At 70.7% G+C, this 15,421-nt stretch carries 14 protein-coding genes and 1 pseudogene; 11 read left to right on the forward strand and 4 right to left on the reverse strand.

The genetic code is table 11. The features are described from left to right. Positions 1 to 101 precede the first annotated feature (101 nt). From ABZ016_RS16900 to ABZ016_RS16910, 3 genes are all read left to right on the forward strand, one after another. Entirely contained in the window at positions 102 to 1,076 is a 975-nt protein-coding gene (locus tag ABZ016_RS16900; RefSeq protein WP_356917387.1) for a WYL domain-containing protein, read from the forward strand. 126 nt (positions 1,077 to 1,202) lie between these two features. Beyond that, a complete protein-coding gene (locus ABZ016_RS16905; RefSeq protein WP_356917388.1) occupies positions 1,203 to 2,144 on the forward strand; it encodes a Rieske (2Fe-2S) protein in 942 nt (313 codons plus the stop codon). A gap of 19 nt (positions 2,145 to 2,163) precedes the next feature. Then, positions 2,164 to 2,706: a DUF1360 domain-containing protein gene (locus ABZ016_RS16910; protein WP_356917510.1), complete on the forward strand. Its 543-nt coding sequence runs from the start codon at positions 2,164 to 2,166 to the stop codon at positions 2,704 to 2,706. Between the two features lie 24 nt (positions 2,707 to 2,730). Here ABZ016_RS16910 and ABZ016_RS16915 read toward each other — a convergent pair whose 3' ends face one another. Beyond that, on the reverse strand, positions 2,731 to 3,105 hold the full coding sequence (locus ABZ016_RS16915; RefSeq protein ID WP_356917389.1) for a hypothetical protein: 375 nt from the start codon (positions 3,103 to 3,105) through the stop codon (positions 2,731 to 2,733). Continuing rightward, the gene (gene ctaD / locus ABZ016_RS16920) at positions 3,102 to 4,820 is read right to left on the reverse strand and encodes a cytochrome c oxidase subunit I (RefSeq protein ID WP_356917390.1); all 1,719 of its coding nucleotides are present in this window, start codon (positions 4,818 to 4,820) and stop codon (positions 3,102 to 3,104) included. Before ctaD ends, ABZ016_RS16915 begins: the two co-directional genes overlap by 4 nt. A gap of 294 nt (positions 4,821 to 5,114) precedes the next feature. On the opposite strand from ctaD, the pseudogene ABZ016_RS16925 reads away from it, so the two are divergent. Then, positions 5,115 to 5,411: pseudogene (locus ABZ016_RS16925) on the forward strand (hemerythrin domain-containing protein); the annotation flags it as partial. Positions 5,412 to 5,487: 76 nt separating this feature from the next. On the opposite strand, the gene ABZ016_RS16930 reads toward ABZ016_RS16925, so the two are convergent. After that, positions 5,488 to 6,342, reverse strand: coding sequence for a LysR family transcriptional regulator (locus ABZ016_RS16930; RefSeq protein ID WP_356917391.1), 855 nt, complete (start codon positions 6,340 to 6,342; stop codon positions 5,488 to 5,490). 68 nt (positions 6,343 to 6,410) lie between these two features. On the opposite strand from ABZ016_RS16930, the gene ABZ016_RS16935 reads away from it, so the two are divergent. The 6 genes from ABZ016_RS16935 to ABZ016_RS16960 all read left to right on the forward strand — a co-directional run bounded on the left by ABZ016_RS16935 (position 6,411) and on the right by ABZ016_RS16960 (position 12,612). Beyond that, positions 6,411 to 7,394, forward strand: a complete 984-nt coding sequence (locus tag ABZ016_RS16935; protein ID WP_356917392.1) for an EamA family transporter — start codon at positions 6,411 to 6,413, stop codon at positions 7,392 to 7,394. Between the two features lie 280 nt (positions 7,395 to 7,674). Continuing rightward, positions 7,675 to 8,760, forward strand: coding sequence for an S-(hydroxymethyl)mycothiol dehydrogenase (locus ABZ016_RS16940; protein WP_356917393.1), 1,086 nt, complete (start codon positions 7,675 to 7,677; stop codon positions 8,758 to 8,760). Continuing rightward, the gene (locus tag ABZ016_RS16945; protein WP_356917394.1) at positions 8,760 to 9,395 is read left to right on the forward strand and encodes an MBL fold metallo-hydrolase; all 636 of its coding nucleotides are present in this window, start codon (positions 8,760 to 8,762) and stop codon (positions 9,393 to 9,395) included. The genes ABZ016_RS16940 and ABZ016_RS16945 overlap by 1 nt, the downstream gene beginning before the upstream one ends. 409 nt (positions 9,396 to 9,804) lie before the next feature. Next, positions 9,805 to 10,167: a bifunctional 3-phenylpropionate/cinnamic acid dioxygenase ferredoxin subunit gene (locus ABZ016_RS16950; RefSeq protein WP_039934293.1), complete on the forward strand. Its 363-nt coding sequence runs from the start codon at positions 9,805 to 9,807 to the stop codon at positions 10,165 to 10,167. After that, a complete protein-coding gene (locus ABZ016_RS16955) occupies positions 10,164 to 11,327 on the forward strand; it encodes an FAD-dependent oxidoreductase (RefSeq protein ID WP_356917395.1) in 1,164 nt (387 codons plus the stop codon). The genes ABZ016_RS16950 and ABZ016_RS16955 overlap by 4 nt, the downstream gene beginning before the upstream one ends. A gap of 154 nt (positions 11,328 to 11,481) precedes the next feature. Continuing rightward, a complete protein-coding gene (locus tag ABZ016_RS16960) occupies positions 11,482 to 12,612 on the forward strand; it encodes an aromatic ring-hydroxylating dioxygenase subunit alpha (protein WP_356917396.1) in 1,131 nt (376 codons plus the stop codon). Between the two features lie 61 nt (positions 12,613 to 12,673). Here the strand turns inward: ABZ016_RS16960 and ABZ016_RS16965 are convergent, their stop codons facing one another. Then, the gene (locus ABZ016_RS16965) at positions 12,674 to 13,420 is read right to left on the reverse strand and encodes an IclR family transcriptional regulator (RefSeq protein ID WP_356917511.1); all 747 of its coding nucleotides are present in this window, start codon (positions 13,418 to 13,420) and stop codon (positions 12,674 to 12,676) included. A 209-nt stretch (positions 13,421 to 13,629) separates the two neighbouring features. Between ABZ016_RS16965 and betA the strand changes: the two genes are divergently transcribed. After that, positions 13,630 to 15,291 carry a choline dehydrogenase gene (gene betA, locus ABZ016_RS16970; RefSeq protein WP_356917397.1) on the forward strand — a complete coding sequence of 554 codons (1,662 nt, stop codon included), beginning with the start codon at positions 13,630 to 13,632 and terminating at the stop codon, positions 15,289 to 15,291. Positions 15,292 to 15,421 lie beyond the last annotated feature (130 nt).

Below are 15,421 nucleotides of genomic sequence, written 5' to 3' on the forward strand. Positions count from 1 at the left end.
CGTAGGACCCCCGGATCGGCAACTGCCGTGTCCGGACGTCGAGTTGAAGCCTCTCAATGAATCACGACATCCTGCGTCATGTATTCCCGTAGGGTCTTCGCATGCGCGCCGACCGATTGGTCTCGCTGGTGCTGCTGCTGCGCCGGCGCGGTCGACTGTCCGCGGCCACACTGGCCCGCGAGCTGGAGGTGTCCACCCGCACCGTGCTGCGGGACATCGAGGCGCTGTCCGCGGCCGGCGTCCCGGTCTACGCCGAACGTGGCCGGAACGGCGGCTTCGCGTTGCTGCCCGGTTTCCGGACGGAGCTCACCGGACTGAACCACGACGAGGCCCTCGCCCTGCTGGTCGCCGGAACACAGCGCGGCGCGCAGGTGTTCGGCCTCGGCTCGGCGCTCGCCTCGGCCATGCTCAAGGTGGTTGACGCGCTGCCCGAAAGCTACCGGGACACCGCGGCCGGCGCGGCGCGGCGACTGCTCATCGACCCGGAGACCGACCTCCTCTCGCGCCGCGCGGTCGCGGAAGAGGTGCCCGACAGCGTCGTCGCCGAGGTACGCCGCGCGGTGCTCGCCGGGCACAAGCTGCGCATCCACTACGCGGCTGTGGACCAGGCCCCGAAGTGGCGCACCGTCGACCCGATCGGCCTGGTCACCGTACGTGGCCAGGGTTACTTGCTGGCCACGAGGTCCGGCGCGGACCGCACCTACCGGCTGGCCCGGGTGCTGGCCGCTGAGGAACTCGACCGGCCCGCACAGCGACCGGAGCAGGTCGATCTGGACCAGGCCTGGCAGGAACGCAGCACGCGGTTCCGGACCGGCGGCGACCAAGTCGTCGTGCGGGTACGGGTGAATCCGGCGCGGCGCGAGGAACTGGTGGGCACCGCGCTGGCCGTCCGCGGCGAGAAGATCGACCCGGACGGCTGGTCGAGGCTGGAGGTGACCTTCCAGGACTCGAGACACGCCGAATGGGCGCTGTGGCAGCTCACCACGGACGCGGAAGCCCTCGCCCCGCAGTGGTTGCGCACCTCCCTGCACAACCGCGCCTCCGCGATCGCCGACCGCTACGGATCATCGTCCTGAGGACTGGTACGGCTCCGTGTCGGGCGGGAAACAGTCCGCGCGGTCGTTCCGGCCAGGCGGCTGACCAGGGGCCGCCGCGGTGTCCCGGTCCGTTTGCCGACGGTCGCGGTGGAAACCCGGCGGAGCATGAGCACAGCGCCACGCCGCCTGCGGCGGCAGAACCAGGTCCTGCGGTTCCTGGACCGCCTGGAGCGCGAGTCCAGGGCCGACGCGGTGATCGACACACTCCGCGGAGCTGTCCGTGCCCTGCCGCTGGGCCGCGGCCGGGACCTGCTGCACGGCCGGTGGCTGGGGCACCCGGTGCATCCGCTGATGGTGCAGGTGCCGATCGGAAGCTGGCTGTCGGCGGCGGTTCTCGACCTGCGGCCCGGCCGCTCCCGCGAGTCGAAACTGCTGATCGGGACAGGGCTGGCAGCCGCTGCTCCCGCGGCCGTGACGGGCTGGGTGGACTGGGCGGAACTGCGCCCGGAGCAGCAGCGCGTCGGGCTGGTGCACGCCCTGTCCAACACGGCCGCTGTCGGCCTGTACGCCACCTCCCTCGCCTGCCGCGCCGCGGGGCGCGAGGGAGCGGGCCGTGCCTACGGCTTCCTGGGCTTCGCCGCGGTCGGACTCGGAGGCATGCTGGGCGGACACCTGGCCTACCGGCAGGGTTCGGGCGTCAACCACGCCGAGGAGGTTCCGCACGTCGTCTCGGAGGGCTGGCACCGGATCGGAGGTGTCGACGAGTTCCCGTCCGGTCAGCCGGTGCGGCGCAACGTGGACGACGTGCCCGTGCTGGTGGTGCGCGAGACCGGTGGTGAGATCCACGCCCTGGCCGAGCGGTGCAGCCACCTCGCGGGACCGCTGGCCGAAGGCACCGTCGCCGACGGGTGCGTCCGGTGCCCGTGGCACGGCAGCGTCTTCCGCCTCTCCGACGGCTGGAACGTACGGGGCCCCGCCACCGCACCCCAGCCCTCCTTCGAGACCAGGATCACCGACGGCCACGTGGAGGTCCGCCTGCGCCACCAGGACGGCGGACGGCGTGCGGAGCGGGACCGGGAGCCGGCCGGGCAGGGGAGCGGAACGTGAGCAGGTGCCGTTCATGGACATGACCACAGTGGTCGACGGCCGTCCGGTACGGAAGCTGCGCGGATTCCTGCGGCGCACCGAACGGAGCTATTCGGCAGGGCACGACCGGCCGCTCGGCGGATATCTCGGGGCCATGGCGGGCTTCGCGGCGTTCACGGCGGCCTGGACCACGGCTGTCCGGCGCCACGGCCGCCCGCTGCCCGACCGCCCGGAACCCTGGGACGTCGTCCTGACCTCGGTGGCCACGTTCCGCCTCAGCAGGTTGCTCAGCAAGGCATCGGTGACCAGCCCGCTGCGTGCCCCGTTCACTCGGTACGTCGGACCGCAGGGCCCGGCCGAACTGCACGAGGAGGCGCAGCCCGAGCAGGGCAGGCACACCGTCGGCGAACTCGCCACCTGCCCGTTCTGCATGAGCGTCTGGGTCGCCTCGGCCCTGACCGCCGGCCGGCTCCTGTGGCCCCGTGCGACCCGAACCGCCATGGGCACGCTCACCGCCCTGGCCGGGGCCGACGCCCTGCAACTGGCGTACGGCGTTCTCATGCGGCGGACGACCGGCGACTGACCGGGCAGCGGCGGCGCCGCCCGGTCAGCGGGTGAGCAGGCAGGCCAGAGTGCCCGCGCCGACAGCGCAGGGGAGGAGGGCGCAGGCGACCGCCGCGTGACGTCTGAGGAGGGCGCGGCGGAGCGTGCTGTAGCGGGCCTCGTACTCCTGGCACAGCTGTTCGGCCCGCCGGGCCGTGGCGAGCAGCAGCTGACGGGTGACGTCGAGGCGCCGGCGGACGTAGTGGCCGGCGACTTCCTCCGCTTGTGCGGTGGTCAGCCAGGGCATCACCGCGCAGAGGTCTTCCGCCTCGCGCCGCGCCTGGGCGTGATGGGCGTGAGCCAGCAGGTAGCCCTCGGCCTCGTCGGCCAGATTGCTGTGCGGCTCCCCGGCCGGCGCCCCAAGTCGGTCACGTCTCATGGCCGTGTGCCCTTGTGCCCCTCGGCGTCGACGGCGTCGCGTTTGCCGGTGTTCTCGGACTCGTCCAGCGCGGCCACGTCGGGGTGGTGCAGATCGAAGGCGGGGGACTCGGAGCGGACGCGCGGCAGGGTGACGAAGTTGTGCCGCGGCGGCGGGCACGAGGTCGCCCACTCCAGTGAACGCCCGTACCCCCAGGGGTCGTCGACCGGAATACGTTCGCCCTGCTGGGCGGTCTTCCACACGTTGTACAGGAACGGCAGTGTGGACAGGCCCAGCAGGAACGCGCCGATCGAGGAGACGGTGTTGAGCGTGGTGAAGCCGTCCGCGGCGAGGTAGTCGGCGTACCGGCGGGGCATGCCCTCGGCACCGAGCCAGTGCTGCACCAGGAACGTGGTGTGGAAGCCGACGAACAGCGTCCAGAAGTGGATCTTCTCGATGCGGTGGTCCAGCATCGTGCCCGTCATCTTCGGCCACCAGAAGCTGAAGCCGCCGAACATCGCGAACACGATCGTGCCGAACAGCACGTAGTGGAAGTGCGCGACCACGAAGTACGAGTCCGTGACGTGCCAGTCCATCGGCGGGGAGCCGAGGATGACGCCGGTCAGGCCACCGAAGAGGAACGTGACCAGGAAGCCGATGGCCCACAGCATGGGAGGTTCGAACGACAGCGAACCCCGCCACATGGTGCCGATCCAGTTGAAGAACTTCACCCCCGTCGGTACGGCGATCAGGTACGTCATGAAGGAGAAGAACGGCAGCAGCACCGCGCCGGTGGCGAACATGTGGTGAGCCCACACCGTCACCGACAGCCCGCCGATGGCGATCGTCGCGCCGATCAGACCCGTGTAGCCGAAGATCGGCTTACGGGCGAAGACGGGGATGATCTCGGTGATCACACCGAAGAACGGCAGCGCCAGGATGTACACCTCGGGGTGCCCGAAGAACCAGAACAGGTGTTGCCAGAGGACCGCGCCCCCGTTCTCCGCGTTGAACACCTGCGCCCCGAAGCGGCGGTCGGCCTCCAGCACGAGCAGGGCCGCCGCCAGGACCGGGAACGCCAGCAGCACCAGCACCGAGGTGAGCAGCACGTTCCAGGTGAAGATCGGCATGCGGAACATGGTCATGCCGGGGGCGCGCATGCAGATGATGGTGGTGATGAAGTTGACGGAGCCGAGGATGGTGCCGAACCCGGACAGGGCCAGGCCCATGATCCACATGTCGCCGCCGACGTAGGGGGTGCGTTCGCCCCCGCTGAGCGGGGTGTAGGCGGTCCAGCCGAAGTCGGCGGCTCCCTGGGGGGTGAGCAGACTGGCCAGCACGATCAGGCCGCCGAAGAGGAACAGCCAGTAGGACAGCATGTTCAGCCGCGGGAAGGCCACGTCCGGAGAACCGATCTGCAAGGGCATGACCGCGTTGGCGAATCCGGCGAACGTCGGCGTCGCGAACAGCAGCAGCATGATCGTGCCGTGCATGGTGAACGCCTGGTTGTACTGCTCGTGGGACAGCAGTTGCAGCCCTGGCCGTGCCAACTCGGCCCGGATCGCCATCGCCAGGGCCCCGGCGATCAGGAAGAAGCCGAACGACGTGATCAGATACAGGTGCCCGATCTTCTTGTGGTCCGTCGTGGTCAGCCAGGAGACGATCACTCGGCCCGGGCCCCGGACCCGACGCTCGGCCGCCGGTACTGGAGTGGCCGGTTCGGTGTGTGTCGCCATGGGCTCCTCGATCGACAGCGGTGGTGCGGGGGACGGGTGAAGCGGGATGCTCAGCACGGAGGAAGCTAGTCGTGCCGATTCGTCCCCTCGCGTGGCCTCGCCCTCCGCTGAGCCGAACGGCCGAATGATTCGTTCCTACGGGCGATGCCCTGTCTTCATCGTGAGGCCCGGCCCGATCGAAGCCGCTGTGGCCCGTTCCAAGGGGGACGAGTCGGCCGCGGGTGCAGCTGGCGCAGCCGGGTGAACCTGTACGGCCCCGTGAGCGAGCGGTGGCCGGAATGCGACCCAGTGGAAGGCGACGAGCGCCGGGAGGCGTTCCGGCGTCTGGTGCGGCTGCTGACCGTGCATGAGACGGCCGAGGAGGAGGTCGTCCACCCCTTCGCCCGGAGGGCCCTGCCGGGCGGTGAGCAAGTCGTTGAGGACCGTCTCGCCGAGGAACGGGCCGCCAAGGAGACCCTCGCCGCGCTGGACGAGCTGGACACCGACGACCCGAAGTTCATGCTCCAGCTGATGAAGCTCCGCAAGGACGTGCAGGAGCACGCGCGTGCCGAGGAGCGCTACGAGTTCACCCACATCCGCCGCAGCACCGACGTCCCGTCGGCCACGCGAGCGCCCGAGTGATGCGAGGGGAGGTACGCATACGTGGCGCGCGCCGCGCGCGAGCCGCTCAGCCGGTGCGGTACAGGGCCGTGAGCAGTTCGACCGCGGACTGGGTGGCGGGGTGCGGATCGTCCCGCCACCAGGCGAGGCGTACGACGATCGGCTCGGCGTCGAGGACCGGCAGGTAGGCGACGCCCGGCCTCGGGTACTGGTGGGCGGTGGACTCCGCGGTCATGCCCACGCACCGGCCGCTCGAGATGACGGTGAGCCAGTCGTCGACGTCGTGGGTCTCCTCGGTCGCCGGACGCGAGTCCGGCGGCCAGAGCTCCGGGGTGGTCGTCCCGGTCCGGCGGTCTACCAGCAGGGTGCGCTCCGCGAGATCGGACAGCCGGACCGAGCTGCTCGAGGCGAGGGGATCGTCGGCGGAGACGGCGGCCACGCGCCGCTCCAGCCCCACGATGGCCGAGTCGAATCGCCGGTCGTCCAAGGGCCTGCGGACCACCGCGAGGTCGCACGCGCCTTCCCCGAGACCGGCGGTGGCGGAGTTGGACCGGATCAGGTGCAGATCCGTGGCGGGGTGTGCCTTCGTCCAGCGGCGCTGGAAGGCGGACGTGTGCCGGCCCACGGCCGACCAGGCGTAGCCGACCCGCAGGCTCGTGTGGCCCGAGGCGGCCTCCCGGACCAGGTGATCCGCCTCGGTCAGCACCCGCCTGGCCTGTGCGACCACCCTCAGCCCGGCCGCCGTCGGCGTCACCTCCCGCGAGGTGCGGCGCAACACCCTGACGCCCAGGGCCCGTTCGAGCGAGGCCAGGGTCCGGGACACGGCGGCCTGGGAGACGCCGAGCGCGATGGCAGCGTCGGTGAAGGTGCCCTCGTCCACGATGGCGACGAGGCAGCGCAGGTGCCGGAGCTCCAGATCCATGAGTGCAGCGTATAGATGGCGGCACTGATGCATTTTGTGAAGGCGAGGTCGTTCCACACGATCGGCACATGAGAGCCGATGCCCCTTCCGTCCCCACGGGACGTACCGCCGCGCCCTTGCCTCCCGACCCGTCCCGAGGACGTCTGGCCGGGGTGGCCACCATGATCGGCAGCGGTCTGTCCAACCAGACCGGCGCCGCGATCGGTTCCTTGGCCTTCCCCGTCCTCGGACCGGTCGGCGTCGTCGCCGTCCGCCAGTACGTCGCGGCCGTCGTGCTGACGGCCGTCGCACGCCCCGGGCTGCGCAGCCTCACCGGGTGGCAGTGGCGGCCGGTGCTGGGACTGGCCGTGGTGTTCGGGACGATGAACCTGTCCCTGTACACCGCCATCGACCGGATCGGACTCGGCCTCGCGGTGACTCTGGAGTTCCTGGGGCCGCTGGCCATCGCCCTGGGCGGAGCGCGCCGCCGGGTCGACGCGCTGTGCGGGGTGATCGCCGCGGCGGGCGCCGTCACGCTGATGCGCCCGCGGCCCTCGACCGACTACCTGGGCCTCGGGCTGGGTCTGCTGGCCGCGTGCTGCTGGGCCTCGTACATCCTGCTCAACCGGGCCGTGGGCCGCCGCGTTCCCGGCGCGCGGGGGTCCGCGGCGGCCGCTCTCGTGTCCGCCGTGATGTTCCTGCCCGTCGGTGTCGCCGTCGTCCTCCGGCATCCTCCGAGCGTCGGCGCGGTCGGCTGCGCCGTCGCCGCCGGTGTGCTCTCCTCGGCCGTGCCCTATCTCGCCGACCTGTTCACCCTGCGCCGAGTGCCCGCGCAGGCGTTCGGCCTCTTCATGAGCGTCAACCCGCTCCTCGCCGCCCTCGTGGGCTGGATCGGACTCGGGCAGGGGCTGGGCGGCCTGGAATGGGCGGCCGTCGGGGCCGTCGTCGCCGCCAACGCCGTCAGCATGCTCGCCGGGAACCGTCGGTGTACGGGGGTTGACGCACCGGAGCCGCAGCCGGGCGTCGGCGCACGGCCGGTCGAAGCTGTCGCGGACTCGCACCCCGCGGGCTGAGCTGCCCGGACCGGCCGCGCCGGAGGCCCCGGCGCGGCCGGAACCAGACACACGTGAGGGGCCGCGTCGCGGGTGTGTCCGAGGGATGCGGCCCTCATGTACGCGCGGGCCGGGCGACGTCCGGCCGACGGATCCGGCCGACTCCGTCCGGTTCCGGCCGACCCCTTGACCCCCGGCGACCTCCTCCCCGATGCTCGGTTGCGTATAGCGGTGCGTGTATCTGATGGGGCAACTCATGGAGCGAGGCGCCCGCGCGTGTTTCCCGTCTGAGGAGCAGCTCATGGCTCACGAGGTTCGTGCCGTCGTCGCCCGGAAGAAGGGCGCACCGGTTTCCGTCGAGACGATCGTCGTCCCCGATCCCGGTCCGGGTGAGGCGCTGGTCGAGGTCGAGGCGTGCGGCGTCTGCCATACCGACCTCCACTACCGCGAGGGCGGGATCAACGACGAGTTCCCCTTCCTCCTGGGGCACGAGGCGGCCGGTCGCGTCGAGGCGGTGGGTGAGGGCGTCACCGGCGTCGAGCCCGGTGACTTCGTCATCCTCAACTGGCGGGCCGTCTGCGGCCAGTGCCGGGCGTGCAGCAAGGGCAAGCCCTGGTACTGCTTCGCCACCCACAACGCGACGAAGCCGATGACGCTGCTCGACGGCACCCCGCTCTCACCCGCCCTCGGCATCGGTGCCTTCGCGGAGAAGACGCTGGTCGCGGCCGGACAGTGCACCAAGGTGGACCCGGCTGCCCCGGCAGCGGCGGCCGGGCTGCTCGGCTGCGGTGTCATGGCGGGCTTCGGCGCAGCCGTGAACACCGGTGCCGTCGGCCGGGGGGACTCCGTCGCCGTCATCGGCTGCGGCGGTGTGGGAATGGCCGCCGTCGCGGGCGCCCGGCTCGCCGGCGCGTCCAAGGTCATCGCCGTCGACATCGACCGGCGCAAGCTGGACCGGGCCATGACCATGGGAGCCACCCACACGGTCGACGGGGCCAAGGGCGACGTCGTGGAGGCGGTGCGCGAACTCACCGGAGGCTTCGGCGCGGACGTCGTCGTCGAGGCGGTCGGCCGCCCCGAGACCTACCGGCAGGCCTTCTACGCCCGGGACCTGGCCGGCACGGTCGTGCTGGTCGGGGTGCCCACCCCGGAGATGAAGGTGGAGCTGCCGCTGCTCGACGTCTTCGGACGGGGCGGCTCGCTGAAGTCCAGCTGGTACGGAGACTGCCTGCCCTCGCGCGACTTCCCGGCCCTCATCGACCTGTACCTGGGAGGCCGGTTCGACCTGGACGCCTTCGTCTCCGAGACGATCGGCCTCGGGGACGTGGAGGAGGCCTTCGAGAAGATGCACCGCGGCGACGTGCTGCGCTCCGTGGTGGTGCTGTGATGGCAGGCGCACCCCGCATCGAACACCTCGTCACGAGCGGTACCTTCAGCCTCGACGGCGGCACCTGGGAGGTCGACAACAACGTCTGGATCGTCGGTGACGACGACGAGGTGGTCGTCATCGACGCGGCGCACGACTCCGACGCCGTCCTGGAGGCGGTCGGTGACCGGCGCCTGTCGGCCGTCGTGTGCACCCACGCCCATGACGACCATGTGCGGGCGGCGCCGGACGTCGCTCTCGCCACCGGCGCCCCCGTCCTCCTGCACCCCGACGACCAGGTGCTGTGGAAGACGGCGCACCCGAACCGGCGCCCCGACGGCCCGCTCGCCGACGGCGACGAACTCGTCGTGGCGGGCATCGGCCTGCGTGTCCTGCACACACCCGGACACGCGCCGGGGGCCGTGTGTCTGTACGCCCCCGACCTCGGGGCACTGTTCAGCGGCGACACGCTGTTCGCGGGCGGGCCCGGCGCGACCGGACGCTCCTACAGCGACTTCGGCACCATCATCACCTCGATCGGTGAGCGCCTGCTGACGCTCCCGGGGCAGACGGTCGTCCACACCGGACACGGCGCCACGACCACCGTCGAGGCGGAAGCCCCGCACCTGGAGGAGTGGGCCGCCCGCGGCTGGTGACACGGGCGCCGCCGCACCCGGCCGGGGTGGCCGAAGGCCCAGGGCTCTCCTCCTGCAGAGCGAGACCCGCGGACACGACCCACCCCGGCCGCGACGGCCCGCTCCGGCGGGTTCGTCGCCCCGTCCTCGCGACGACTGCCGAGCCTCGACCACACCCCCTGTGAGGGGCATCCGCCGTGTCGGCCCCTGGCTCGCCGTCTCGAATCCGACACGCCGGCGCTGCCGACGTCCCGGTTCTGACGTGTTGACCCCTCCTGACCTGCGTTTCTCATAGTGCAGGTCGTTGCGTCCAGCGCAACGCAAAATAGGCCGCCGGGTGTCCCGTGAACTCCTTGACAAGGGTTTGTGAGCGCCTCCAAACTGGCGTTGCGTTCACCGCAATCCGTTCCGCTATACGCACCGAGGTGTCATGATGATTCCCGCGTGCCGTCTCGTGGATCTGCCCCGAGGCGAGGCCCACAGGCTCGACATCGACCCGCCGGTCTCGGTGTTCCACACCGATGACGGCGAACTCTTCGCCATCGACGACACATGCACCCACCAGGACGCCTCGCTCGCCGACGGCTGGCTGGAGGGATGCGAGGTCGAATGCCCGCTGCACGCCTCGAAGTTCAACCTCAAGACCGGAGCCGTGGACGCCCCGCCGGCCAAGCTCCCGGTGCGCACACACGAGGTCTTCGTCGAGGACGGCATGATCTACGTCCGGCTGTCCACGTCAGCCCCGAACCTGCCCCCCTGCATCGCCGCCCGGCTGGCCGGGGGCGTCGCGTGAGGACAGTGGCCGTGGTGGGCGCGTCGCTGGCCGGTCTGTCAGCGGCGCGCTCGTTGCGCAAACAGGGATACGACGGACGGCTCGTCGTCATCGGCGACGAGATCCATCGCCCGTACGACCGTCCGCCCCTGTCCAAGGAGTTCCTGGCCGGTGGTATCGGCGAAGCCGATCTCGCACTGGAGCCGGACGACGAGGATCTGCAGGCGGAGTGGCTGCTCGGAGCCCGCGCCGCCGGGCTCGACAGCGCGCCCCGCACCGTGCGGCTCACCGACGGCAGGGAGGTGCGGGCCGACGGCGTCGTCATCGCCACCGGCGCCTCCGCCCGGACCCTGCCCGGCATGGACGGACTGGCCGGTGTGCACACCCTGCGCACCCTGGACGACGCCCGCGCCCTGCGGGACGAACTCGCCCGGGGCGGACGCCTGGTCGTGATCGGCGGCGGCTTCATCGGCGCCGAGGTCGCCTCCACCGCCTACGCTCTCGGCCTCGACGCGACCATCGTCGAGGCGGCGCCCACCCCCCTGGCCGGACCGCTCGGCGCGACCATGGGGAGCATCGTCTCCGCCCTCCACGCGGACCACGGGGTACGCCTGTTGTGCGGCGTGGGCGTCAAGGGGCTGAGCGGTGAGACCCGCGTCGACGCCGTCCTGCTGGAGGACGGCCGCAGCATCCCCGCCGACATCGTCGTCGTGGGTGTCGGGGCCCGTCCCTGCGTCGACTGGCTGCACGGCTCCGGCGTCGAGCTCGACGACGGCGTCAAGTGCGGTGCGGACGGCCGGACCAGCCTCGCCGGGGTGGTCGCGGTCGGCGACTGCGCCTCCTGGTACGACCCGCGTGCGGGCACCCACCGCCGCGTCGAGCACTGGACCGGCGCCCGGGAACGCCCCGACGCGGCCGTGGCCGCACTGCTGTCCTGGGGCGAGTCCGAACCGGGCATACCCCGGCCGCCGTACTTCTGGTCCGACCAGTACGGCGTGAAGATCCAGTTCGCCGGCAACGCCGCCCGCGCCGACAGCGTGAGCATCGAGGAAGGCACCGCGGACGACCGCGACATCCTGGCCGTCTACCGCCGTGCCGGACATCCGGTCGCCGTCCTCGGGATGAACCAGCCGCGGCTGTTCATGCGCTGGCGCAAGCAGCTCGCGGCCAAGGCGACCTGACAGGGACCGTCGGTGCCCCGGCAGGTTCGTAGACCTCGCCTTCACAGCCGCTGTCGCGCACGGCAGCAGCGGTGCTCCTTGCTCGACGACGTCCGGTGTCGCCCTTCCCGGCGCGTGCATGCCCCGATCCACGACGTTTCCCCGAGGAGTGCATGTGACCTCGACCGGTCTGCCGGAAAGCCTGATCGCCACCCTCTCCGGCTCCTCCTACACGGACCCGGAGATCTTCGCCCAGGAGCAGGAACACATCTTCGAGGCGATGTGGTTCTGCGCCGTGCGCTCCGCCGACCTCGCCAGGCCCGGTGCCTACCGCACCGTGGAGGTGGGCCGCGAGAGCATCCTCGTCACCCGGGCACGGGACAACTCCGTACGCGCCTTCCTCAACGTCTGTCGGCACCGCGGAGCCAAGCTCTGCACGGCTCGGACCGGCGAGGTCAAGCGCGCCTTCCAATGCCCCTACCACGCCTGGACGTACGACCTGACGGGCAAACTCGTCGCGGCGCCCAACCTCACCAAGATGCCCGACATCGGCCGCACCGAGTACGGCCTGGCAGCCGTGGCCACCCACGAATGGCTCGGCTATGTGTGGGTGTGCCTCGCCGAGGACCCACCCCCCTTCGACGAGGTCCTGCGGGACGTGGCCGCGCGTCTCGGCGACACGGAGTCGATCGAGCACTACGGCATCGAGGATCTGGACATCGGCAGACGCATCGTCTACGACGTCCAGGCGAACTGGAAGCTCATCGTCGAGAACTTCATGGAGTGCTACCACTGCGCGACCATCCACCCCGAGCTCACCGAGGTGCTCCCGGAGTTCGCCGACGGGTACGCCGCCCAGTACTACGTGGGACACGGTGCGGAGTTCGGCTCCGAGGTCAAGGGCTTCACCGTCGACGGCTCGGAAGGTCTCGACCGTCTCCCCGGCGTCACCGAGGACCAGGACCGCCGTTACTACGCGATCACCGTCCGGCCGCAGGTGTTCATCAACCTCGTGCCCGACCATGTGATCTTCCACCGGATGTATCCGGTCGCCGCGGATCGCACCGTCGTCGAGTGCGACTGGCTCTACCTCAAGCACGTCGTCGAGAGCGGCAAGGACGTCAGCCGGTCGGTGGAGCTCTTCGACCGGGTCAACCGGCAGGACTTCGACGCGTGCGAGCGCTGTCAGCCCGCCATGAGTTCCCGGCTGTACGCCAAGGGCGGCGTGCTCGTGCCCAGCGAGCACCACATAGGCGAGTTCCACGCCTTCGTCCAGGAGCGGCTGGACGCGGGCCGGCCGCGGTAACGGCGTCCGGCGGGCTATGTGCCCGGCCTACGGGGCGGGCGTCGAGGAGGGAGCGGCGGGGTCAGCCCAGGTAGCCCATCCGATGGCTGATCTCGTCCGCGCCCTTGACCAGGACCGGGGCGAGGTCGTGCATACGGTCCTCGGTGAGCCGGTACGCGGGTCCCGAGGCGCTGATCGCCGCGATGACCTCTCCGTCCCTGTTCCGAACCGGAGCGGCCATGGCGTGCAGCCCCGCCTCGAACTCCTCCAGGGTCCAGGAGTAGCCACGCTCCAGCGCCTCGGCGAGGTTCTTCTCGAGCTTCGTCTTCGCGGTCAGCGTGCGGGGCGTCATCTTCTTCAGACCTGCCACCGACAGCAGCGCGGCACGCTCCTTCGGCGGCATGTGGGCCAGCAGGATCTTGCCGCTGGACGTGGCGTGCAGCGGCGTCAGCTGGCCGACCCAGTTGAACGCGGTGACGGCACCGGGACCGCGCACCTGGAACAGGTTGATCGCGTACTGCTCCTGCATCACGGCGAGGTTCACGGTCTCGCCGATCTCCTCGGCGAGACGCTCGCAGACCGGGCGGCTCTGCTGGGTGATGTCGATACGTCCCGTGACCGCGCCGGCGAGCCGCACGATGCCGAAACCGAGGCGGTACTTGCCGCGTTCGCCCGCCTGCTCCACCAGACCACGTACCTCCAGAGCGCCGAGCAGCCGGAACGCGGTGGACTTGTGGACACCGATCTCGGCGGCCACCTCGCTGACGCCGGCCTCACCGCGCCGGGCCAGGATCTCCAGCACGGTGATGGCGCGGTCGACGGACTGCACCCCACCGGTCGGCGCACTTGTCGTTTCGTTATCCGGATGGTAGTTGCTCACGGCGCAACTATACGGCCGATAAACATAGCCGACAGCGGTGCAGGTCATGGGGTTGGCACAGACAATCGAGAAGTTGCGCTGTTCGCAACCTGGTGCGCATGAAGATGCCGGTACTAGCATGCCGCGCATTCTCAACGGCGCTAGCGAGACGAGGCCTCATGGCTCAGTTGCAGTACGACTTCGTCATCGTAGGTGGTGGATCGGCCGGCAGCGCACTGGCCAACCGGCTCTCCGCCGACCCTGGCAACCGTGTGCTGGTCCTGGAAGCGGGCAGGCCGGACTACCCCTGGGACGTCTTCATCCACATGCCCGCGGCACTGACCTATCCGATCGGCAGCCGCTTCTACGACTGGAAGTACGAGTCCGAACCGGAGCCCCACATGGGCGGGCGGCGCGTCTACCACGCGCGAGGCAAGGTGCTCGGCGGTTCCAGCAGCATCAACGGCATGATCTTCCAGCGCGGCAATCCCATGGACTACGAGCGCTGGGCCGCCGACCCCGGCATGGAGACCTGGGACTACGCGCACTGCCTGCCGTACTTCCGGCGGATGGAGAACTGCCTCGCCGCCGACCCGGACGACGAGTTCCGCGGGCACGACGGGCCCCTCGTCCTCGAACGCGGTCCCGGGACCGGCCCTCTCTTCGAGGCCTTCCTCAAGGCCACCGAGGAGGCGGGTCACGCTCCCACCCAGGACGTGAACGGCTACCGGCAGGAAGGTTTCGCCAGGTTCGACCGCAATGTGCACCGCGGACGCCGGCTGTCGGCCGCGCAGGCGTACCTCAAGCCCGTGCGGAAGCGGCCCAACCTCACCGTCACCACCCGCGCCCTGGTCACCCGCGTCCTCTTCGAGGGCAAGCGGGCCGTCGGCGTCGAGTACCGGCGCGGTCGCGGCAGACCCCAGCGGGTCCGTGCCCGCGAGATCATCCTCTGCGGAGGCGCGATCAACTCCCCGCAGCTGCTCCAGCTCTCCGGCGTCGGCAACGCCAAGGAACTTCAGGCGCTGGGCGTCGACGTCGTCCACGATCTGCCGGGTGTCGGCGAGAACCTCCAGGACCACCTGGAGGTGTACATCCAGTACGCCTGCAAGCGGCCCGTCTCCATGCAGCCCTACCTCGCGAAGTGGCGCGCCCCCTTCATCGGCCTGCAGTGGCTCTTCCGTACAGGGCCCGCCGCGACCAACCACTTCGAGGCGGGCGGCTTCGTCCGCGGCAACGACGACGTGGACTACCCCAACCTGATGTTCCACTTCCTGCCCGTCGCGGTCCGCTACGACGGCTCCGTGCCCGCCGGAGGGCACGGCTACCAGGTGCATGTCGGACCCATGTACTCCGACGCCATCGGCTCGGTGAAGATCAGGAGCAAGGACCCGGCCGAGCACCCCGCGCTGCGCTTCAACTACCTGTCCACCGAACAGGACCGCCGCGAGTGGGTCGAGGCCGTCAGGGTCGCCCGCAGGCTGCTCAATCAGCCCGCCATGGCCCCGTACAACGCCGGTGAGATCTCGCCCGGACCGTCCGTCGAGACCGACGAGGAGATCCTCGCCTGGGTCGCCAAGGACGGCGAGACCGCGCTGCATCCGTCGTGCACCTGCAAGATGGGCACCGACGAGATGGCGGTCGTGGACCCGGCCGACCTGCGGGTGCACGGGGTGGAGGGGCTGCGGGTGGTCGACGCCTCCGTCATGCCCTACATCACCAACGGCAACATCTACGCGCCGGTGATGATGATCGCCGAGAAGGCGGCCGACCTCATCCTCGGCAGGGAGCCGCTGCCGCCGTCCACCGCCGGGTACTACCGCTACCGCGACGCAGGCGCGTAACCTGCGGTTTTCAGACAGCCGACGGGCCCGGGAGCGAATGTTCCGGGCCCGGGGGTGTCGCGTTCTCCGGGCTGCCTCCTTGGCAAAACCGTCATCCGCCAACCCCTTGACGCGGGTTCCCGCCTTCCGC

Origin of the sequence: Streptomyces sp. NPDC006372, from assembly GCF_040612515.1 — a bacterium.
Taxonomy (GTDB): Bacteria; Actinomycetota; Actinomycetes; order Streptomycetales; family Streptomycetaceae; genus Streptomyces.